A 22,016-nucleotide genomic window follows, 5' to 3' on the forward strand; every position below is an offset into this window, starting at 1 on the left:
GTGTCTATGTCATTAACAACGTTTAGCTGGATGATGCATGGCAATGATGAAGGGCTGGTGGATGGGGATACGAAACGGCGAATCTCAGTTAACTGGGTGATGCCGACGGGAGAACTTCCCGTTGGTGTCCCGTCCATAGACGGACAGACGGTGATTGACACCGTCGGTTCGCTGCTCTGGCCCTGGCAAATGCGCATTACCGGCTGGGCGATAGTTACCGATAAACAATTTCACCTCGCCACGCCGGTCCCGACCAATGTGCTGACCGATCCGCAGAATCTGCAGGAAAAAATGGCGGACGAAATCGGGCAAAAGTGCAGCCGTTGCAAACTGCCGTTTTCCACCGCTATGGCGCAGGCCCAGGCCAGCCCTGGTGAAATCAGTCTGCCTCACCTGTTTGCCCCCCTGACGCTGTTACCTGCTGGCGTGAGTCTGGATATGCTGGGCATGACCCGCAGCTTTACCCTTGACGATGCAACACTCCCTGTTGCCTGTGCTCCGGAATTCACGATGACTCATAAGGGGCAGAACATCGTCTTTAGCCCTGTGAGTGCCGACACAAAGGGCGAGATAGTGACGATCGGCTACGAGGCAAAGGCGGAGAAAGAAGATAAGCCTTACTCGGGTTTGCCCGCCTTTGCTGTCGTGATGAAAAAGATCAAACCCGCCGACAGCGTGACGCTAACGCCGACACTGAAGAGCGCCGAACGAGCGGAAATGGGGATGCGCGCCTGGCTGGCCGATGCCGTTCTGGCACCGTTGCCCATGTTGGCTCACGTACTCAATGCCGAAGCGGCCAATGCCAAAACAGGCAATGGCGAATGGCAACCAGGCATTGAACAACATCAACTGCTGAACCGCGCATTAGGTCCTGGGTATCTGTGTACTGAAATACGCGATAAGTCGATTCGGCATTTCTGGTTCTGGGATCGCCTTCAGGGCAGCAACCCGGTGGCGATTTCGATCGAGACCTGGGACGCTAACACCCTGGTCTGGGAAACACTCAGGCAGGCGATTAATAACCCCGGGACGGGTGAACATCGGTTATTGCAACCCCTTGTCAACGATAGCAGTAAGACCATTACGGGCTTTGCGCTAAACGTGGGGATGATGCTCAGTACCGCCGATGGCCGACGGATAATGATGACCTCATGGCTGGCGGCAGTGGCGGTGAATTTTCATCAGCCAGATGCTAACAACCCAACACTCAACTTTATCGAGTGGTATCAACTGATATCGTTGCATTACTCAGACCCCGGCATGGCCGAACTACAGGCGCGCTGGTGGTTTTTCCATCTGTCTATAAAAGCGCCAGCGGCAACACAAGCACTGCACGCCGGCATCGAGTCCTGGATTGCCGGAGATGTTTCAACTCAGGCCACCGTTCTGAGTGACAGCTATCAGGAAATGCTGGCGTTGCTGGTGGAGTGCCCAACGCCGGACACGCAGAATGCCAGTATCAGTGAAGTACTTCAGACGCTACAGCAGCAAATGCAGTTACCCGGCGCGCAAAAGGTTATCAGTCTGGGCGAGGAGCGCGATCTGGCGGTTGAAATCTGCCCGCCGGACGGGGCCTATGACGATCGGGACATTCGCGGTTATGCCGTCGCCATGGCCATGGGGAAGGAAAGTATCGTCCCCAAATTAGGCTGCGCGTGGCTGACGGACACGGCGCTGAAAGTGCAGGGGGCGTGGCTGCCGGACACAGAGCGGAAAGGGCCCACACAGCGCTTTCACGACACCGTGGGGGCGACCGTGCAGAACGGTCGCAAAGTGGTGGCGTTTGCCTATTCGGGCGCGCCGTTGAGCGGTGCGGTGAGCCTCAAAGACGGCGTCGACTGTCTCGATTTCGGCTGGCCCAAAGACCCACAGGAAAACTCGGATATCTATACCTCTCCCTGGCGACTCCCTCCGCTAGCCTATGGGTTCCGCTATTGGGTAACCGGAACGGCAATCGGCAATGGCGGGCAGATTCTGCAGGAGAACTTTCGCAGCGGTGACAATCCCTGTGCGCTCAAAGCGGCCAGCCAACTGAATTTCTTACCCGGTGAGGGCTATCTTTATTTGTGCCGGGTAGCACCAGGTGCCGTCACCGTGCAGTCCACAGAGAAGGCCGTCGATCCCTGGCTGATGGAAGGGGAATCCCGCGCCTGGGATCAGCAAGGCTTAGCGGCGGATCGGGCGCAGGCCGGTGAACACCCGAAAGTGGCAGACGGCAGGCGCCCCCGTGTTGTTGTCATTTGCGACGGAAAAAACAACTGGAACAGCAGCGCGCTCACGGCGGCCACGCTGACGTTGACCCCGCCCGATGCCACGGAACAGGTACTGACAAAGTGGATGGAAGCCGACATCTGCCTGGAATTGCTCAAACCCGACCTCGGGAAGAGTGCAACGCTCAGAGCCCAGCGTGCCACACTACTCAAGAAACTGCGTAAAACAGGCAAAAACCTGCCTGAGGATGTGGTCGATCTTCCTCGCCATCCCGCCGTTAAGTCTATCGGGGTGAGAGTGAAATTTGATGATGGTCCGCAAGTCGATTACCTCGTCACGCCAACATACCTCACAGAACGAGGTTTTTTAACGCCAGCCACACTGCGCGTTGAGGCCGGAAGCGCATCACGCGTCCTGCCGCCAAAGGGTACGGATACTGGCACGATAACGCTCATCCTGAAACCGGGAACGATTGCCACCGTGACCCTCTGGTCTCTGGTGCCAACGACATTCTTTATCCCAGGGCCAGATATCCGGATGGCAGACTTTGCCACTGATAATAACGACAAGACACACCCGACCTGGAGCGAGGCGTCACACCGGGGGTTTTCACCCGTTGTGCACCTGTTTGAGTGTTTACCTGACACAATAACGCTGTTCGACGGTGCGGGCAGGGCGCTAAAAGAGATTCAGCAGGCGCTCCGTTTTGTGCCGCAAGAGTCAGATACCGTCGCCTATCTGGCAACGGAGAAGGGGTTCGACGCGAACGGGCTGAAGGGGTTTCTGATTCAGCGACACGAATGGCACTGGACGGGCTACCCGCTGGCGCTGCCCAAGCGGTTGGGTGACAACACTCAACTGGAGCAGTGGTCCGAAGCGTTTGCTGGCACCTCGTCTTTACGCGAAACGCAGAACCATATTCTGCAAACCAGCCGTGCGGCAACACCCGCAGACTGGCGCTTTGGCTCACTTGCCGAACCGGCGCTCCTCTGTCGACTGCGAATGCCCGGCTATCACGGTGCGCGTTTTTTCGCCTGCGTCATGCGCCCGATCCTGCGTTATCGCCGTTGGCTGAAAACCAGTGCGGTTCAGGATCTTGAGAACACGATTGTCGCTAAAGGCACCGTCGTGCCCGCACGTATCAACTGGCACGATCCCTCACTGCGGCTGGCCCCGCCGACGGTCCATACCACGATCCCGCTGGTCCGCACGGTCATGGCGCTCGAGAAGGAAAAGCCAGCGGAGATCCGTACCAGTGCAAACGGGGCGCTGATTTGCCTGAACGACGCGCTCTGTCGAACGGCGGCGCTGACGCAGTACAGCGGCGTCGGGGAAACCTTCGACGTTGACCTCGAAGCCACGCGCTATGCCACGGTGAATGAAATTGGCCCCAATCCCATCTTCCACGCAGGGCCAGGGCAGCGCGTGGATGATGCGAAGAAGGTCACGCTTTTTCTGCCTGGGAGTAGCTGGTTCACCCAATTGGGCGAGCCGGTCGTGCCTGAGCGCGAGATGAACTGGGGAATCGAGGTCGAGCGTCCCTTTGGCCTGACTTACGATACCGACAGCAATGCCAAAGTGGTGCAGACGGCCATCATCGTCCGCCCGACGGGACACGATGTTTTTGCCTACTGGATAATGGCGAAGATCCGTATCCGTCGGATGCTTGACCCACACGAGAAGTGGACGTTGAGCGATCAATTTCCCCTCAGCGAGGATAAGCAGAGTTGGTTACTCGGGCGCCGGGAAGAAGGCGACGATCGCGTTCCGTTTGATTTCGTCATCGAGATCCCGCCGGGAACTGATTTTCTCCTCTCCCTGCATTTTGCAGAGGGAAAACGTATCGAGAAAAATGGCGACGCGAACGCGTCACGCCGTCTGTTGTGCAGTTGGCACAAAGGCCAGTGGGACGGGACGGCGGCAATGCTCTGGGGAGTGCAGGTGCTTGATCAGGTCATGGCCTTTGGGAGCGATCAATGGGCCACCGTCAAACGTTATTCGCCGTGGGAAACGACAGAGGCGACGACTGGATTGCCAATAAAGTCGGTGTTGCCCATTGCGCTGAAAAACGCGGAAGGTTGCAAGGCCCGCCGCCTGTTGCTCAGCGACTATGGTGAATCGCACTGGTTGACCTTTATTGGCATGCCGTACCGGCATCTGGCCATTGCCCGGGAGTCTTTGCGGATGGCGATTGAGGATAAGTACGATCTCGCGCAGTCAAACAAAGAACACGCCATCACGCTGACCCGCAGTAGCGTGGTACAAGCCAGTGAAAATATCTCCCGCGATTTACTGATTGAACCTCTGGAACCGATTAAGAAAACGGCTCCTGGGGAAGAACCGCCCCGTGTCAGACCGGGGGGCGGTACCTTTCACCTGTTGTTGGTGTTTGAACCCGTCAATGACGTGGCAACACCGCTAGCCAATCAGCAACTGGGGAGGCTGACAGGCGTTTATTATCCGCAGCGCGATGACATAACGGCTACGACGCGCTATCCGCAATTGCGCTTTCATTCTTACATGGCGGATTCGCCAATAAAGAATAAATTACCTGATGGCTCAATCGGTTATATCTATAAATTTCACTATACCGACTGCCTGCCAGCGGACTGGACAACGCTGCAAGCGCAGTTGTTTCCCGTCAGGAACGCGGACGGCTCAGGAGAAGAAGCGAAGGTTCGCTGGCTGCCTGAAATCATTGGCCCCATTACCACCGCGCCGCTACCTGTGCATGATGGGCACTGGCCGAAGCCCAACGTAACGCTTAAGCGAAAAGAGGGGAAAGAGAGGTCCATTGATCTGAATGTTGATGAAGACCGGGGATGGCGCTGTCAGGTAACAAAGGAAAAAGGAACCGATGTGTTCAATGCGCTTAGTTGGGCCGATGACCTGCCGGGAGGGCTCTGTACCGTGCTGGAGGGCGATCGGCTGGCGCTGGTTGGCAGTGGAGGGCGACTTATCGCAACGTTCACAGACTGGTCGCAGAAGAAAGGGGATGTACAGACGTATGATGACAAAGGCCAGCCCCGAAGTGAGCGCTGGGGCTGGAACTGGAACGCGTAAATGACGACGTAAAGAGAGAACGGCGTCTCTCTTTACGTTACAGTGTCACTTAGACCAGCGGTTTCTCAGATAATTGACGACCTGCTGGGCCTGCGGTTGGTTGAGATTGTTTTCTCTGAACAAAATCGTGCCGCTGATTTGTGGCATCGATTCATTCAAATCGAGTTGTTTCTTCAGTTCCGGGACGCCGCCGTTGACCGTCCAGTCCGGTTCATTGCGTGAGGGCTCGCCGACCTTGTACAGCGCAACACCGATATACAGCCGCGTTTTTGTCGGCTTCACGACGTCCGCCCACCATTTTGCCAGCACGTCATAGCGCGCTGCATCGCGGGAGAAGGGCCAGTAAATTTGTGGCGCGATGTAATCCAGCAGGCCCTGTTTCACCCAAAGCCGTGTGTCCGCATACGACTCATCATAAGCTGCCGCGCCACGGGTATCGGATCCGGCGGGGTCATGCGAACGGTTACGCCAGACGCCAGCCGGACTGACGCCAAACTCCACGTCCGGATTGATTTGTCGTATAGTACGGGAAACCTGCTCAATTAACTGTTGCGTATTATGGCGACGCCAGTCAGCTTTTGAGCTGAATCCCTGGCCGTAACGCTGGAAGGTCAGACTGTCGTTCAGCGCTGAACCGGGGGACTCGGCATAGAAATAATCATCAAACTGGACGCCATCCACCGGATACCGTTTCACCACTTCAGCCACGATACTGGTTATCCAGTCACGGGCTTCCGGGATCCCCGGGTCGAGAACATAGCGATCGCCAGCGGTACGGATCCAGTCACGATGGAGGACAAACACGCTGGCGGGCTGAAGCGACACGGTGCGGTTTAGCGCATTCACCGTTGACGATTTCACATTGGTGGAGACGCGATAAGGGTTGAACCAGGCATGAACGCGCATGCCGCGCTTGTGGGCTTCATCGAGCATGAACTGGAGCGGATCGTAGCCTGGATTCTCACCAATCTTCCCGGTGAGCATATCCGACCACGGTAAAATGGATGACGGCCAAAGGGCGGTGCCGTCGGGTTTAACCTGAAAGAAAACGGTATTAATACCCAGTGACTGTAAGTTATCGAGTTTATCCGTTAACGCCTTTTTCTGCATTGCAATGCGCGTAGCGGCGCTACTGACATTAACAGACGCCACCGGCGGCCAGTCCAGCCGGGAAACCGTCGCCAGCCACACGCCGCGAACCGGCTCATTCAGTTTCTGCGCTTTAGACGGCGATGTCGGCGTAGATTTCGGCGGCGTTACCAGTGAAACCGGGGGTTTTGATGAACAGCTCGCCAGGAAGAACGCTGCCACCACCAGGGCACTGATTTTTTTAACGCGAAACAGAGAGAAAACGCCACGAGAACAGATATCCATATAGGCCAGTCATCCGGTTAACACAAAAGAGAAATTATGAATCGCCACGGATAATCTAGACACTTCCGAGCCGTTGATAATACTGGTTTTCATATTCTGTCGGTGACATCTGATCGCTAGAACCATGCCGACGCTTACTGTTATAAAACATTTCGATGTAATCAAAAATATCGCTGCGGGCTTCTTCCCGCGTTCCGTAGATCTTTTTCTTTATCCGTTCGCGTTTCAACAACTGGAAAAAGCTTTCTGCAACCGCATTATCATGGCAGTTACCGCGACGGCTCATGCTGCCCTCCAGGCCGTGTGATTTCAGGAACGACTGCCACTCATGGCTTGTGTACTGACTGCCCTGATCCGAATGAACCAGCACCTGTTTTTGGGGATTACGCCGCCATACAGCCATCAGCAGTGCGTTCAGGACAATGTCCTTTGTCATCCGGGATTGCATGGACCAGCCGATAATTTTGCGTGAGAACAGATCAACAACCACGGCAAGATACAGCCAGCCTTCGTGGGTCCTGATGTAGGTTATGTCCGTTACCCAACGCTCATCCGGAGCATCCGGATTGAACTGTCGCTGGAGCCTGTTGGGCGACACGATACTGGCCTCGCCTTTACGTGCCCGCGGGCTCCGGTATCCGACCTGAGCCTTTATCCCGACACGTTTCATCAGTCGCCAGACTCTGTTCACTCCGCACTGTTGCCCGCTGTCCCGCAGATCCAAATGGATTTTGCGATAACCATAGACGCATCCCGATTCCAGCCAGAACTGTTTAATCTGTCCTGTCAGTCTCAGGTCTGCCTGATGGCGTTGTGAATGCGGCTGCTGAAGCCAGGCGTAAAAACCACTGGGATGAACATCCAGCACCCGACAGAGCAGGCGAACAGGCCAGCAACAGGTGTTGTCACGGATAAAGGCGTACCTCAGTCGGACAGCTTTGCGAAGTACGCCGCGGCTTTTTTTAATATGTCCCGTTCGTCGGTAACCCGCTTCAGCTCTTTCTGAAGACGGCGGATCTCGGCCTGAGCATCTGACTGTTCTTTATTAGTGGAAGAATCCGGACCGTACTTCTTTATCCAGGCGTAAAGGCTGTGGGTGGTGATATCGAGACGTGTTGCAACGCTGGCAACAGAATAACCGCGATCAACAACCTGTTTGACTGCTTCAATTTTAAACTCTTCGGGATAACGCTTACCGCTCATGGGCACCTCTCTTTAAGCCATCTTAAATGACTCTGAGGTGTCTGTTAAACCCGTGGCGATTCAGACATTATTACAACAATCTTAAGCATTTAAATTGATGAAGGAGCTCAGGTCAGCTGACTTCGTCGTAAAACTGCCGCAAGCGCTGGGAGGCTGCAAATTCAATTCGTGACTTCAGCAGTTTGGCGACGGCCGCAAAGACATCAACGACCACGGAGTTCCCAAACTGTCTGTAAGCCTGTGTATTGGACACAGGGATACGGAAAACACTTTCCCCGGGTTTATCGAAGCCCATTAGCCTGCTGCATTCACGTGGCGTTAGCATGCGTGGCCGACGGTCCATGTTGTATGTGTTATGGAAATCAGTTTCTCCCAGTTCATGAGACCAGCCCCGATCAATAAGAATTTCAGATCCGTCTTTCATATAGCGGCTTGAGAGGGTTCTGGTGACACTATTAACATTGGAAGGATCTACTAGTCCAAAACCAAAACCATTGCCTTTTGCCGCATGTTTCTTTGCATAGTTGTATAAGTACTCCCAGAGTTTAGGGGAGAGGATGTATTTACTATCTACGCTCGGATCCAGTAAATCTGAGAGAGAAGGGCGCTTGTCCGGATAAAAGTCTTTAATGTCTCTCAGAGTAAAACCGTCTTTCAGACGTAGGTCGCGGCGAAAACCAATAAGGACGATACGTTCACGGTGCTGGGGTCGGAAATGACGGCCATCGATGACTTTAGGATCATCCGCGCCCGTGCTTTCGCTGTTTGCGACGTCGTAGCCAAGCTCATCGAGCGTTTTCATGATGATGTTAAAGGTATTACCCTTATCGTGACTCTTCAGATTTTTTACGTTTTCCAGAACAAAAATTGCAGGTTGTTTTGCCCGGATGATCCTGGCCACATCAAAGAAGAGCGTACCCTGAGTGTCGCACTCGAAACCGTGTTTGCGACCCATAGAGTTCTTTTTACTGACACCGGCGATGCTGAATGGCTGGCATGGAAATCCCGCAAGAAGAACATCATGATCCGGGATAGAGGCATCGATAAATTTGTATGCCTCGTCATCAGTAACCTCGGGCCGGTTGCTAAGAGTGATGTCACGGATGTCTGAATTGAAGCGGTGCTCGTTCTCATCGCAATACCAGTTCGCCCGGTAAGTACGGCTGGAATAAGTATTCCATTCGCTCGTGAAAAGACATTTACCACCGATGGCATCAAATCCGCTTCGCAGTCCACCTATCCCTGCAAACAGATCGATAAAGCTAAAGTGCCTGTCCTCATAATCAGCAGGTCGTGAAGGTATTAAAGTCTGTAGATAGCGTCCATCTGCGATACTCAGCTCACAATGCTCAGGTATGCATGTAACCTGACGTTTAAGGGATGCACGGGACCAATTACTGCCATTTTCATCATTTAATACCTGAGCCAGATATTTCAGGTCATAAATGGTCGAAGCTGTTAACAAAGTTTTGTGGATCAGAGATGGTGTTTTATCCACATCATTCAGGTCTGTCTCAAGATCATGAGTGTAACGTTTCATCCAAACTCTCTCAGGAATAATATCTTTGAGATAGATTAACACGCTTAATTTGGATTATTTTTTGGTTCAGGTTCTAAATTTATTGTGATTATTCTGCCTTTAAGTTGCAAAAAGATTGGTTTTAAGCCCGCCCATGAAATAATGACTTGTTAAAATACTGCCTGTAAATAGGCTTGTGGATACATGTCTGTACTCAACAAATCAAGGTGAAATGATGTTTTTTTTAACAAAGTTACTTTTGCCCATCATGATTGTTGTATTCCCAGTGGCGTCCTGGGGGAACTCAACAACTTTTGAGGCAAAGGTGGTTAAGATTGTTGACGGTGACACCATAACTGCGTTGGATGCTCAAAACACAACCATCAAAATACGGATGTATGGTATAGACGCTCCTGAATCTAAACAGGCTTTTGGCCAAAAAGCAAAACAGGCCTTAACCACAGCTATAGCAACTAAAATCGTTACCGTGATAGACCATGGTACGGATATCTATGGCCGTATGTTAGGTACCATCTGGTTAGATGGATATGATATCAATGCCTCTATGGTGGACAGTGGATATGCGTGGGTTTATCGGTTCGAAGATAACGCCATTGTCCCTGGCTATATCAAATATGAATCCGCAGCACAAAAGGAGGCAAAAGGGTTATGGGCAGACACCAACCCTGTCCCACCATGGCAGTGGAGACAGGCAAACGAAAAGCCCAGAAAGGTGAAAGAGAAGAAATAACTATGATGAAAGAGCCTCATCCGTTACTTCAGTTGGTACTAAACGATTCCGGTCGTCTAACCATGCCTGTTTATTATAGAGATCAACAGTATTGCCCGACTTGCCTTACAAAGGTGTTGAAGAGTGAGGATGGAAGTTTGGCGCACCTCGGGGAAATAAATCAAAATACATGTAGACCTTCTATTTCAGTAGTTGTGACAAAAGCAATTATTGAAATGTTATGTGACGGGGAAAAAATATATGTAAATCCAATACGACACCGAGGCCGGGTGCTGGCACCCTCAGTAATTTTTTCTCCCGACACTCACACTTTCAAACCGTTTATAAATACAGACTATCAGCCTGTGGGAGCAAACTGGAAAAGTGAAAAGGGATATAAACTCGGTCTGTTTTATCTCAAAGATCGAGCCAACTCTATCAATAAAGAGGAATTTGATTTCATTGCCGTTATAGACCCTGAGGCAATGCAGAAAGAATTTATTTCGGCCTGGTCTGAGGTTGATGAAAAAAATCCATTGGAAACGCTGAAGCAGATCTTACGATCTAAAAACAACTCTTCTTTATGGGTAAAATGGCCTGGCAAAATTGAGCATGCGCAAAAAGGAAATTACAACGAAAATTACTGGTTCGATTATCAATCTGATAATCAGGAAGTGAACTGTACGGTCTCTGTTGTAGGTATCGAAGGTAACAGTTCCGGTGAGACAATTTATAGATTGCAAACTTTGCTAAAGCGTAAGCTCAATGAATATCAACTGGTTCGGTCTTTAGGGACTATTATGCTTCTTGATAATACCGGGAATATGATTCCATCAAACCATCCTTATTTTGAAGTCATCTCAAAAGCATGTATAAATGGAGTGCGTGACTTTGTTCGTCAAAACCCGTGGGTAGTCTGACGGTCAACTATAAAGCATAATATAATTAGTAATAACAAGGAACAGACATGAATGAAAACTCAGTAATCTTAATAAGTTTATTTTGGTTTTTTTTGGGATCGAGTGTTGTAGCTGGTTTTATGGATGCATCATTATATTGCTGGATTTTTGCAGCCATAAGCGCATTGTTTCTTCTTTCGGTGATACAAACACCAAAGGAGTTAACGGTATCTATTAGTCATATGACAAGCAAAACGCTGATCTCAAAGACAGATGATGGATACACATTTAGCATTTCACCTTACGGAGACGGGTACCGCTTATCAGTCTCGCCTGAAAATCGTCACAATGGTACCCAAAGCTTTGACGGCTGGTTCCCACGTTTTTTTTCCGAACCACAGTATGCCAAATCATCTTTAACTAAATTTCTCGGTGAGTCCTTAGTATGGGAAGAAGATTCAAGTAATGCTCTATGAGATTACTTATTATAAATTTTTCTATTAATCTCCATGGAGTGATATATGAATTTGGCCTATTTTTTATTTTTGTCTATAACTGTTATGCTTACGAGCTTTATTATTAAATCACTTGTCGTATTGGTAAAGTTCAAATTACTTCGTGATGAACGTCTCGAATATACCAGCAATAAAAATATTGATGAGATGTACGATTTAATGAATGCGAAGGAAGAAATCCTCATAAGGCATCATAAGCAGATGTTGGCATTGCATCTTTCACTATTAATATTCGTTCTATTTATTGCTTACATTTACTAAAAATAATTTTATTCAACATTTCAACAAAGGGTTTTCAATGGAAAGCTTCGAAACTGAACAAATGATTCAATATGCTTTCTACATAAATATCGTAATAACGACTGGTTTGGCATGGTTTTGCTTGCGGTCAGGATTGCATTACAATTTTTTCAGAAAAGCAGAGAGTGCCAGAACAAAAGGGCTGAGTAGTACCTCTACTGAACACGGTCCAGCAATAGTGAGACTAAAGAAGCTACAAGCATTAGTAGATTTTATTAGTAACTGTGCTTTTCTAATCCTTTCAATTGGCACAGCTTATATTTTGTATGTTTGGAGCCACAGTTAACTCATACGAGGTAACTTCGGCAGGTAACAACTTCTAATGCAGGACTTTAATAACTCTAAGGGATTCTACATGAAAAAAGACGATCTAATTACGCGTTGTAAATTACTTAAAGGCGAACGCGATGAGTCTATCTTTACCATATTAATTGGGATAGTAGTAAAGCTGGGGCTGGTAGGCCTGGCATTCTATCTGTTGCTTGGTTCCACGATTGATTGGTCAAGCTGGAAAACTTATGCCGCCATGTTGATCTTGGGAGCATTTCTCTAAAATCTTGAACCTTTTTTCACTCATTACAAGCCATGGCCTAGTGCGTAGATCATACGACTTTAAACCTTATGTCATTGATTTATAAGTACATATAACATAGATTATGTTAAATTGAATCTGGCAAAATGAATCCTGTATCGCTTACTACCTTGCTACCCTTTGCTGAACCGGTCCCGATAAGGCATTGCAGTCACCGGATCCTCCTTTCTGGTGACTGCAGTCCCGAAATAACGATTACTCCCTTTTCCTTCCGGCTTGCTCCGGTCAGACGCAACGTCCCTTCAGGCAAATGGATCAGAAACTGTATTTGATGCCAATAGACGCCTGCGAATCACGGTATCCGTGGTCACCGATTTGCTGGGCCACACTACCCCATACGCTCATTTTTTTGTTAATGTTGCCTTCAATACCGACTTTAGCTTCTCCGATGTTGCGTGCACCAGCCTGATAATCAGAGACATCATTCATTGTCACGCCGACGTTTTTAGTATTGTGCAGCCAGTTAACCTCAACAAACGGTTGCAGTGCTCGCGTGGTTCCTGCATCTGTTTCACGTTGCTCCTGGCGATAAGCGCGCAAACCTAAACGCGTCGACAAATTCCCGCTATTGCCAGTCACTTTTGTTCCATTCGTTTCATCGTGTTTATCTGCATGGACACCCATCCAGACCACCTGAGCTTTTGGTTGAATCCAGTAACTGACGTTATCGTGCTGGCTCAGATTAAAACTGTATCCAGCTTCAACCGACGCTAACCATCCTTGCGAATCATATTTCTCTTTGGATAATCCATCGCCCTGTACGGAGTTAGTAAACCAGGCATGCTGGACCCAGCTGTCGACATAGAATCCGGATTTATCCTGCTGGTTGGCATACCAGGTACCATACATTCCCAGCGAATAGCCATCTACTCTGTTTTTGGCCTTATACGCACTGTATTTAGCATTCGTATTGCCCTGTGCATAACCATAACCCGCCATGACACCTAAATGAAAACGATCCAGGCCACTATGGCTCCATTGCGCGATATCCCCGCCGATTTGCACCACGTAACGATTGCTCTGCGTTTTTAGCTGGCCAGACTGAGTTTTACTGCGAGTGTGCCCGCCGTCCTGACGCAACCACATGCTGGTCACTTTTTTCTCACCGGTTAAAAAGTCGGTGTACTGTGTTTCACCGAGCCTGTCGTGTAAACGGGAAACGAACATGGTATTTGCCTGCGCAAGGTTTGCGACATAGGCCCCTGCTTCTGGACGTATTACCTTAACGCCCCCACCGCCACTCTCCTCTGCGGGTTGATTCGGACTTTCTGGAATTGCCGGTTCTGACGGTGTAGCGGGAGCCGCTGGATCTGACGGTGTGGCGGGAGTCGCTGGATCTGGCGAAGTGACTGGCGTTTCCGGGTCAGTGGGGGTTACAGGTTCTTCCGGTTCTTCATAGACAGAACTGGTTAAATACCAGTTTTTACCCGTTTTAGCAGCGTGATATTCATAAGCGCCGGCAACGACGCGATTTCGGAGAGTGAAAATACCCTCAGATTCTCCAGCGACAGTAATAATCTCAATACCATCAGTCGTTTGAGCGCCGCCGCCATTATGGTTATTAACAAACAGACCGGTTGTCCCCGACGTATTCCCCTGCACCACCAGTTTATCCGTCTCAGAATCGTCATCACCTAACGTCGTATTAATGGTGACGTTACCACCGCCGCTATAATTGCCATTCACCGTCAATGTTTTAAATGCGCCGCTGTTGCCTGGGGACGAAAACACGACCGAACCGTTATTTGAAAGCGTTGCAACTGTCGAGCTGTCAGTCATATTCCATTGGCTGGTATCATTCAGGGTCATTGTATCAACATCGGGTGTCCGACCGGTGAATGTGGAGGCATGGTTTAACGTCACGTCTAAAGATCTGTTGGCATTCATTGACTGCGAAATAATATCGCCGAAAATATGCGAATTATCCGCCGTGATATCCACTGCGCCCGATCGCCTTGATGAACTTAAATCTTTGACGTTGATGGCAACATCGATTTCGCCTCCCGAACGACCAATAATCATGGAGTCATTCAGGTTCAGGGCTAACGAGCCGCTTTCATTCTGGATGGCATAGCCATCATTGGTTTCAATATGGCTACCGGTTACCTGTAAACTATTAGCATCACTCGTGCTGGCGGTGTTAAAAACAATACCATGGCTGCCGTTACCGGTCATCTTCAACAGGCTATTATTCAGTTGAACATCAGCCCCGTTTTGTATCCGTACCCCAACAGACGTCGCTCCATGAATTTGCGCGTTAAGACGGTTCGCATGTAAAATACTCCCTGCCGTTTTCGCTATGAGTCCTGTTGATGTCACTCCGTGAGTCGTCAGTTGAACATTATCGAGGTAAACCTGTGACCCTGCAGATTCAGTGCTGACGCCGTAACTCCCTGTACCATAAAGTGTAATGGCGGTATCCGATGCCGTAATTGTGGTGGGAGCAACGTTGTCGCTATTGTTATGATGCGCATACAGGGCGTAGCTGTTATCACCAGAGGTAATAATTTCACTGTTGTCCGCAAGCAGAATCTGGCTACCATTTCTCATGCCTACAGCGATAGCATTATTACCCAGCGTCTCCATTTTTGTATTGCGAACTTCCGATATTTCCTGACTTTTATCGGCAAATACGGCACTGGTATTGTTACCATGCGTAATAATATGTGAGTCGTTCATCAAAAACTGAGAACGCCCGATTTGCCAGATCGCATAACCTACATTTTCATTTCGCTGCGTCTCGATTGTGACATTATCATAAATACCTTTAGTCGCCTGCGTCTGGTTTTGCACCGGGAAATTTGAATCCCAGGATAACGACGAGCCATAACTGACATCCCCATGAATATACGTATTCCGGGCAGTGAGTAGTGCGCCATTTCGTGCATTTAAACCGGTCGACTGACCAAGGAACGTGATATCAGAATCAGTGACATGAATGCTTGAACCAATATCCTTCGCATTCAATCCATGCATATGCGCGATCATCACCGTGTTATGGAAGCGGGCTGTCGCCCCAGCCAGCACTTTTGCAATGTAATTAAAACTCTCTATTCTGGAGTCAGAAATATCGACAAGTGAATTCTGGCCCGTTACCTGAATAGCCTGCGTGCGGTCAATGCTATAACTGGGCTGATTTTTTAAATAATTTATCGTTGCTCCCGTAAGAACTACCTTTCCTCCGGATTGTGCACTAATAACGGCCAGGCCACCAGTGACGTAATTGACAGTGAGAGAAACCCCCTCCCCGCTAATCGTCCCCGCATTTGAAGCGAGTAACGCGGCGGTATCATTCATTATGTACTGTTCATTAGGCGTTAATGTCACCTCCTGTCCATCCGAAGCCCTGACATAGGTGGTAACAACGGCATGAACTTGTGACGATACCAGGGCGCCACTGATGGCCAGTGCAATCGCCGTGATCTGAAAATGCCTTTTATGGCGGTAAAACGCAGATAGCAAGGTCATTTGAATTGATATCCTTATCCATTATAATTCATTCCTGATTTATGAATTTGAATACTATTTACTATAGAATTCACAATACCATTATCTAATCATAAGATTATTTTTTAGCTTAATGAATATCAATACCGCAGTCAATAGTTTGCGTTTGGAATATTTAAAAATAAAAGTTATTTCATAATCCAGCAATCACGACAAAACCCCAATAAAATCAAATAAATAAAGATATGCTGTATTGTTGAAATTAATTCGATCGTCATTATTTATATTGATTTTTCCGAATTTTCACGAGAATAATCTTAAAGTGTTGCATGTGTTTTTTCCTACTAAATTGATTAATAATTCATTTTCATAATTCAAATTACACCCTCGCAACACCTGGTCGATTTTCAATATAAATTCTACTATATGAAAAATAGCCAAATAATGACCAAAAGTCGATTTATCCTCCGTAAAAAATTACATTTAATTAACTCTCAATATCAGACCCATTGCTATATCGGGCTGGCAATGTGCCGCTGAGGGTCTAGTCAGATATTTTCTTTGTTTTTCGCCAACATGGCGTGCGGTATAGCTCGCGATTCAACGCTGAAGGCGATACCGGGCCCCAGTCTGGTTGAGACCCGGCAAAATTGCACGCCTTACCCCTTCGCCAGCTTGACTTAACGTCGATTAGGAACAAAATAATGAATCGCCACGGGTTTAACAGACACCTCAGAGTCATTTAAGATGGCTTAAAGAGAGGTGCCCATGAGCGGTAAGCGTTATCCCGAAGAGTTTAAAATTGAAGCAGTCAAACAGGTTGTTGATCGCGGTTATTCTGTTGCCAGCGTTGCAACACGTCTCGATATCACCACCCACAGCCTTTACGCCTGGATAAAGAAGTACGGTCCGGATTCTTCCACTAATAAAGAACAGTCAGATGCTCAGGCCGAGATCCGCCGTCTTCAGAAAGAGCTGAAGCGGGTTACCGACGAACGGGACATATTAAAAAAAGCCGCGGCGTACTTCGCAAAGCTGTCCGACTGAGGTACGCCTTTATCCGTGACAACACCTGTTGCTGGCCTGTTCGCCTGCTCTGTCGGGTGCTGGATGTTCATCCCAGTGGTTTTTACGCCTGGCTTCAGCAGCCGCATTCACAACGCCATCAGGCAGACCTGAGACTGACAGGACAGATTAAACAGTTCTGGCTGGAATCGGGATGCGTCTATGGTTATCGCAAAATCCATTTGGATCTGCGGGACAGCGGGCAACAGTGCGGAGTGAACAGAGTCTGGCGACTGATGAAACGTGTCGGGATAAAGGCTCAGGTCGGATACCGGAGCCCGCGGGCACGTAAAGGCGAGGCCAGTATCGTGTCGCCCAACAGGCTCCAGCGACAGTTCAATCCGGATGCTCCGGATGAGCGTTGGGTAACGGACATAACCTACATCAGGACCCACGAAGGCTGGCTGTATCTTGCCGTGGTTGTTGATCTGTTCTCACGCAAAATTATCGGCTGGTCCATGCAATCCCGGATGACAAAGGACATTGTCCTGAACGCACTGCTGATGGCTGTATGGCGGCGTAATCCCCAAAAACAGGTGCTGGTTCATTCGGATCAGGGCAGTCAGTACACAAGCCATGAGTGGCAGTCGTTCCTGAAATCACACGGCCTGGAGGGCAGCATGAGCCGTCGCGGTAACTGCCATGATAATGCGGTTGCAGAAAGCTTTTTCCAGTTGTTGAAACGCGAACGGATAAAGAAAAAGATCTACGGAACGCGGGAAGAAGCCCGCAGCGATATTTTTGATTACATCGAAATGTTTTATAACAGTAAGCGTCGGCATGGTTCTAGCGATCAGATGTCACCGACAGAATATGAAAACCAGTATTATCAACGGCTCGGAAGTGTCTAGATTATCCGTGGCGATTCAATTTGAGCAAAGGTAGGACCTGTACACAGACATTAAAGTTGTCTCCTTTAACATGAAAAAGACTTTAAAGTTGTCTACTTCTTCAGATAGACCTACTTAACAGGATACTAAGTAGGTCATCTCCTTTCTCGCGTAGCATCTCTCGACGTTCACAGCAGAGGACACGTTTCAAAATGTCATCCAAAATTTTTTTCCATTATCTGACGTTGGGTGATTTTGATGGTCAGCGAGTAGAGGCTTTAACAATGTGGGTTGCCCTGAGCAAAGTAAGGGAAGTAGATGTACCAGAAATGTACGCGTTGCCTTGCATGAAGGGGGGCATCTTAAAGCTCATTGATTAAACAAACTCACTATGCCGCTACAAACAGCCCAAAACCGTCACTTGATAACGTGTTATTTAGATAAATTAATGCTCAGGGCTTTTAGCCAAACTGTCACTTGATGTAAGAATCCAGAACCTTCAGCACAACGTCCAGGTCTTCTTCTCGTTTCTGTTCTTCACTTTCATGAACAATATGTTCAGTCAAATGTCCTTTAATCACTTCACGCAATAAACCATTCACGGCACCACGTATGGCGGCTATTTGTTGCAGTACAGCGGCACATTCGTGAGGTTCATCAAGCATTTTTTTCAGCGCAGCAACCTGCCCCTGGATCTTGCTTGTACGTGCTTTCAGTTTTTGTTTATCGCGGATGGTATGTGACATGTGGGCTCTCACTCTCCTGGATATTTTATGTAACTATACCAGCGTTATTCTACTGGGGGGTAGTATATTTTACTGGGGGGGAGTAGAATCCGGCCTACACTTAATAACCAAGAATGATTCTCATGAACGAATTTACGACACTTCTTCAGCAAGGCAACGCATGGTTTTTCATCCCCAGCGCCATTCTGCTTGGCGCGCTTCATGGACTGGAGCCCGGGCACTCCAAAACAATGATGGCAGCATTCATCATTGCTATAAAAGGCACCGTACGTCAGGCCGTGATGCTGGGTGTCGCGGCAACATTGTCGCACACTGCAGTCGTATGGCTGATTGCTTTTGGAGGGATGTATATCAGTAATAAATTTACCGCAGAATCAGCCGAACCCTGGCTACAGATGGTCTCTTCAGTGATCATCCTTGGTACGGCTTTTTGGATGTTCTGGCGAACCTGGAGCGGTGAGAAAAACTGGCTGGAGGGAATGCAGGAGAATGAACATCATCACCATGACGAAACAAGGTTGATCGATACTGGCCATGGAAAAGTTGAACTGTCCATTTTTGAAGAAGGACAACTTCCCCACTGGCGGCTACGCACTCTTAGTGGCCAAAGATGGGCTTCTGAAGATATCTCATTAACCACACTTCGGGAAAACAGTACGATCTCTCAGACTTTTGAATTTGTTGATCATGGTGATTATCTGGAGTCAACATCTCCCATCCCTGAGCCTCACAGTTTCAACGTACGTCTGTCTCTGGGACATCGTGGTCATGTCCATGACTATGATGTGGCGTTCGCTGAACACGACCATGACCATGACCACTCTGAGCTTGATGGGCTGGATGTGAATTCGAAAGAGTATCAGGACGCTCACGAACTGGCTCATGCCAATGACATAAAACGCCGCTTCGACGGGAAAGAAGTAACCAACGGGCAAATCCTGATATTTGGACTGACAGGAGGGCTTATCCCTTGCCCGGCAGCTATAACTGTATTGTTGATCTGCCTTCAGCTTAAAGCGCTTACGCTGGGTGCCACACTGGTTGTTTGTTTCAGTATCGGCCTGGCATTGACCCTCGTAACGGTTGGAGTGGGTGCGGCGATCAGCGTTCGTCAGGTCGCCAAACGCTGGAGTGGCTTCAATACCATCGCCAGAAGAGCCCCCTATATTTCAAGCGCCCTGATTGCTGCTGTTGGGATTTACATGGGTATACATGGCTGGAATGGGCTGGTGCATTAACACCGGTACTGATGACACACACTCTGGGTACTTACAAAGTACATCCTAAGCGCCACCGTTGAGGTTATGAGCAGAAAAACCCGGAATATAAAGCTGCTCTTTCCGGGACTTGTTGCTGAGGCAGGGATTAAGTAACTGATTAAATCCATTCCCATAAGACTCAATGATAAATGAAAGAATAAAAAAAACGCTCCCGGACGGGAGCGTAAGCCAGTGACTTCGGCGTCAAATGAGGGTCTAACAAGTGGAGCTGCGGGTTAATTCTGGGTGATCTGGCTGCGATGCTTTTCAGCCTGCTGCTGATGAATAACGGAAGACTGACCATTATTCGCCTTCTCGTGCACAACAGCGGCTTTTTCATGCTCGTTCATTTCTGAAAATGACGTTGCTGATTCGTTGGTGGCCCCTGGTTTGCCTTTCATCATTTTTTTATGCATCTCCGCCATGTCCTGGTGGGCAGAAGCGTTGCCGTTTTGCATCATTTCATGGGACATTGCAGCCTGATCGTGTCCGCTCATATCCATCATTGTCATACTGTCTCCCTGAACAGCGCTTTTTTCAGAGGTTGACTGCATCTGATGGGCGGGTGCCTGGGCATTATTTACCTGGTCATGCATGTTCATTGTCTCTGCAGCCATGGCGGATGAAGCGACAGCCATAATGGCAACAAATGATACAAGGATCTTTTTCATGGTTGGGTCTCCGGTGTTTTCATACCCAAACAATCAACGGCTTATAACAGAGAAAGCATTTGATCTCAGGGCGGGTTATTCATCACTCCAGGAACCAGGCGATTGCGTTATCACTCTGCTCCTGATTTATGTATGATTATAAAAAACCGCCTCTGTTTATCGCGTGACTGAATGATGACAATTTTGTCACCTTCCAGGTTTCTCCTGAAGAACGGGATTAATCCATTAACAGGCGCACACTGAACACAATTTCCCGCCCCTGCTGTTCTGCTGACAGCTCGCCGCCATGAGCATGAATGATCGACCTTGTAATTGATAATCCCAGCCCCGCGCCTTCCGTGTTGTGGACCCTTGATGAATCAGCTCGATAGAACCGATCAAACAAACGTTCCAGATTAGCGGGAACCTGGCCGGACATCGTATTCGTAATCATCACGTTCACACAGTCACTGTCACGCTCAAGGTGTATCGCTGTACAGGTGTTATCGGGAGAATACTTGATTGCATTGGAAAGCAGGTTACTGAAAGCACGTCGCAGCATATCGCTGTCTCCGGCAACAACGCCCTCTCCTTCAACGGTGATTGTCTTTCCTGTTTCGTCTGCCAGAGGCTCGAACAGCTCACGTAATTCATTCAGTTCGGCGGCCAGATCCACATCATGTTTATCCAGCTGCAGCAGACCATGCTCTGAACGTGCCAGAAAAAGCATATCACTGGTCATTCGTGACAACCTTTTCAGTTCTTCCAGGTAAGCGAATAAGATTTCGCGGTAATGCGAAACATCCCTTTCCTTAGCCAGTGCAAACTGCGTCTGCATCATCAGATTACTGACCGGTGTGCGCAGCTCATGCGCGATGTCAGACGAGAAATCTGACAGTTTCCGGAATGACCCCTCCAGGCGATCGAACATGTTATTGAACTCCTGCATGGTCTCAGAAATTTCCGGCGGAGCCAAATCGGGATTAAGACGCTGATCCAGGCTGTGTACGGTCATGGAGGAAGCCAGACTGGTCATTTCCCGTAGCGGTTTCAGACCAATACGTGTGGTCAGCCAGCCCAGAAAAACAGAAATAAAGACCAGACCGATATTGAACCAGAACAGCCAGGTACTGAGCTTATCCATAAACAGGGTGTGATACCCAGTATCCGTGGCAACCGTAATGATGACATGTTTGCTTTTACCCTGTTCCGGCGTCACGGCAACCCGCCGCGAGATACTGCGGTACACGGTGTTATTTTCTTCCGTCTGGATCATATAGTCGAGAATATCACCCGACTTATTAAGCAGGACCGCTGGAACAACAGAATTTTTGGCATAGAGTTCAACAATTTTTTCATTTTCCATGTTTTTTATAGAAATGAATAAACCATTGTGCCCTACCATCGCATCGTTTATTTTTTCTGATAATGACTTAATATCCGTTTTGTTCCGGAACGTCTCTGTTTTAAGAAACTCTTCGGTGAGCTGAAGTTTACCTGTCAGAAAATCGCGGTCCTGATTATCGAAATAGCCATTAAGGGTGCTAATCAGGATAAAACTTGATAACCACCATACCGTAAGCATCACCGCGGCTTTGTTGAATAAATCGAAC

General features: G+C 48.8%; 16 protein-coding genes. 9 read left to right on the forward strand and 7 right to left on the reverse strand.

The genetic code is table 11. The annotated features are described in order from the left end of the window. Positions 1-6: 6 nt before the first annotated feature. Complete coding sequence (locus tag GBC03_17465; protein QFS71865.1) at positions 7-5,274, forward strand: hypothetical protein; 5,268 nt, start codon at positions 7-9, stop codon at positions 5,272-5,274. Between the two features lie 45 nt (positions 5,275-5,319). Here GBC03_17465 and GBC03_17470 read toward each other — a convergent pair whose 3' ends face one another. The 3 genes from GBC03_17470 to dcm all read right to left on the reverse strand — a co-directional run bounded on the left by GBC03_17470 (position 5,320) and on the right by dcm (position 9,391). Further along, positions 5,320-6,648, reverse strand: coding sequence for a family 10 glycosylhydrolase (locus tag GBC03_17470; GenBank protein ID QFS71866.1), 1,329 nt, complete (start codon positions 6,646-6,648; stop codon positions 5,320-5,322). 55 nt (positions 6,649-6,703) lie between these two features. Then, positions 6,704-7,851, reverse strand: a protein-coding gene (locus GBC03_17475; protein ID QFS71867.1) for an IS3 family transposase whose coding sequence is annotated in 2 segments (ribosomal slippage) — positions 6,704-7,614 and positions 7,614-7,851 — 1,149 coding nt in all. Because the reading frame shifts where the segments join, the coding sequence is not laid out codon by codon here. A gap of 112 nt (positions 7,852-7,963) precedes the next feature. Continuing rightward, positions 7,964-9,391, reverse strand: coding sequence for a DNA (cytosine-5-)-methyltransferase (gene dcm / locus GBC03_17480; protein ID QFS71868.1), 1,428 nt, complete (start codon positions 9,389-9,391; stop codon positions 7,964-7,966). A 214-nt stretch (positions 9,392-9,605) separates the two neighbouring features. Between dcm and GBC03_17485 the strand changes: the two genes are divergently transcribed. From GBC03_17485 to GBC03_17510, 6 genes are all read left to right on the forward strand, one after another. Then, the gene (locus GBC03_17485; GenBank protein QFS74047.1) at positions 9,606-10,121 is read left to right on the forward strand and encodes a nuclease; all 516 of its coding nucleotides are present in this window, start codon (positions 9,606-9,608) and stop codon (positions 10,119-10,121) included. Between the two features lie 2 nt (positions 10,122-10,123). Beyond that, positions 10,124-11,020, forward strand: a complete 897-nt coding sequence (locus GBC03_17490) for a hypothetical protein (protein QFS71869.1) — start codon at positions 10,124-10,126, stop codon at positions 11,018-11,020. A gap of 221 nt (positions 11,021-11,241) precedes the next feature. Beyond that, positions 11,242-11,475: a hypothetical protein gene (locus GBC03_17495; GenBank protein QFS74048.1), complete on the forward strand. Its 234-nt coding sequence runs from the start codon at positions 11,242-11,244 to the stop codon at positions 11,473-11,475. A 45-nt stretch (positions 11,476-11,520) separates the two neighbouring features. Beyond that, positions 11,521-11,775, forward strand: coding sequence for a hypothetical protein (locus tag GBC03_17500; protein ID QFS71870.1), 255 nt, complete (start codon positions 11,521-11,523; stop codon positions 11,773-11,775). Between the two features lie 37 nt (positions 11,776-11,812). Next, entirely contained in the window at positions 11,813-12,100 is a 288-nt protein-coding gene (locus GBC03_17505) for a hypothetical protein (protein ID QFS71871.1), read from the forward strand. Between the two features lie 36 nt (positions 12,101-12,136). Then, a complete protein-coding gene (locus GBC03_17510) occupies positions 12,137-12,367 on the forward strand; it encodes a hypothetical protein (protein ID QFS71872.1) in 231 nt (76 codons plus the stop codon). Between the two features lie 294 nt (positions 12,368-12,661). Here GBC03_17510 and GBC03_17515 read toward each other — a convergent pair whose 3' ends face one another. Further along, positions 12,662-15,874, reverse strand: coding sequence for an autotransporter outer membrane beta-barrel domain-containing protein (locus tag GBC03_17515; GenBank protein QFS71873.1), 3,213 nt, complete (start codon positions 15,872-15,874; stop codon positions 12,662-12,664). A gap of 747 nt (positions 15,875-16,621) precedes the next feature. Between GBC03_17515 and GBC03_17520 the strand changes: the two genes are divergently transcribed. Beyond that, positions 16,622-17,769 (forward strand): IS3 family transposase gene (locus tag GBC03_17520; protein QFS71874.1). Its coding sequence is split into 2 segments (ribosomal slippage): positions 16,622-16,859 and positions 16,859-17,769, totalling 1,149 coding nucleotides; the frame shifts between segments, so codons are not numbered across the junction. Positions 17,770-18,221: 452 nt separating this feature from the next. On the opposite strand, the gene rcnR is transcribed toward GBC03_17520, so the two are convergent. Then, entirely contained in the window at positions 18,222-18,494 is a 273-nt protein-coding gene (gene rcnR, locus GBC03_17525) for a Ni(II)/Co(II)-binding transcriptional repressor RcnR (protein QFS71875.1), read from the reverse strand. Between the two features lie 122 nt (positions 18,495-18,616). On the opposite strand from rcnR, the gene rcnA reads away from it, so the two are divergent. Then, positions 18,617-19,732, forward strand: a complete 1,116-nt coding sequence (rcnA, locus tag GBC03_17530) for a nickel/cobalt efflux transporter RcnA (protein ID QFS71876.1) — start codon at positions 18,617-18,619, stop codon at positions 19,730-19,732. Between the two features lie 257 nt (positions 19,733-19,989). On the opposite strand, the gene GBC03_17535 is transcribed toward rcnA, so the two are convergent. Together GBC03_17535 and pcoS are read right to left on the reverse strand one after the other, a co-directional pair. Next, positions 19,990-20,424, reverse strand: coding sequence for a copper-binding protein (locus GBC03_17535; protein ID QFS71877.1), 435 nt, complete (start codon positions 20,422-20,424; stop codon positions 19,990-19,992). A 217-nt stretch (positions 20,425-20,641) separates the two neighbouring features. Then, positions 20,642-21,988 carry a copper resistance membrane spanning protein PcoS gene (gene pcoS / locus GBC03_17540; protein QFS71878.1) on the reverse strand — a complete coding sequence of 449 codons (1,347 nt, stop codon included), beginning with the start codon at positions 21,986-21,988 and terminating at the stop codon, positions 20,642-20,644. Positions 21,989-22,016 lie beyond the last annotated feature (28 nt).

It is taken from the genome of Citrobacter telavivensis, assembly GCA_009363175.1.
In the GTDB taxonomy this organism is placed as follows: Bacteria; Pseudomonadota; Gammaproteobacteria; order Enterobacterales; family Enterobacteriaceae; genus Citrobacter_A; species Citrobacter_A telavivensis.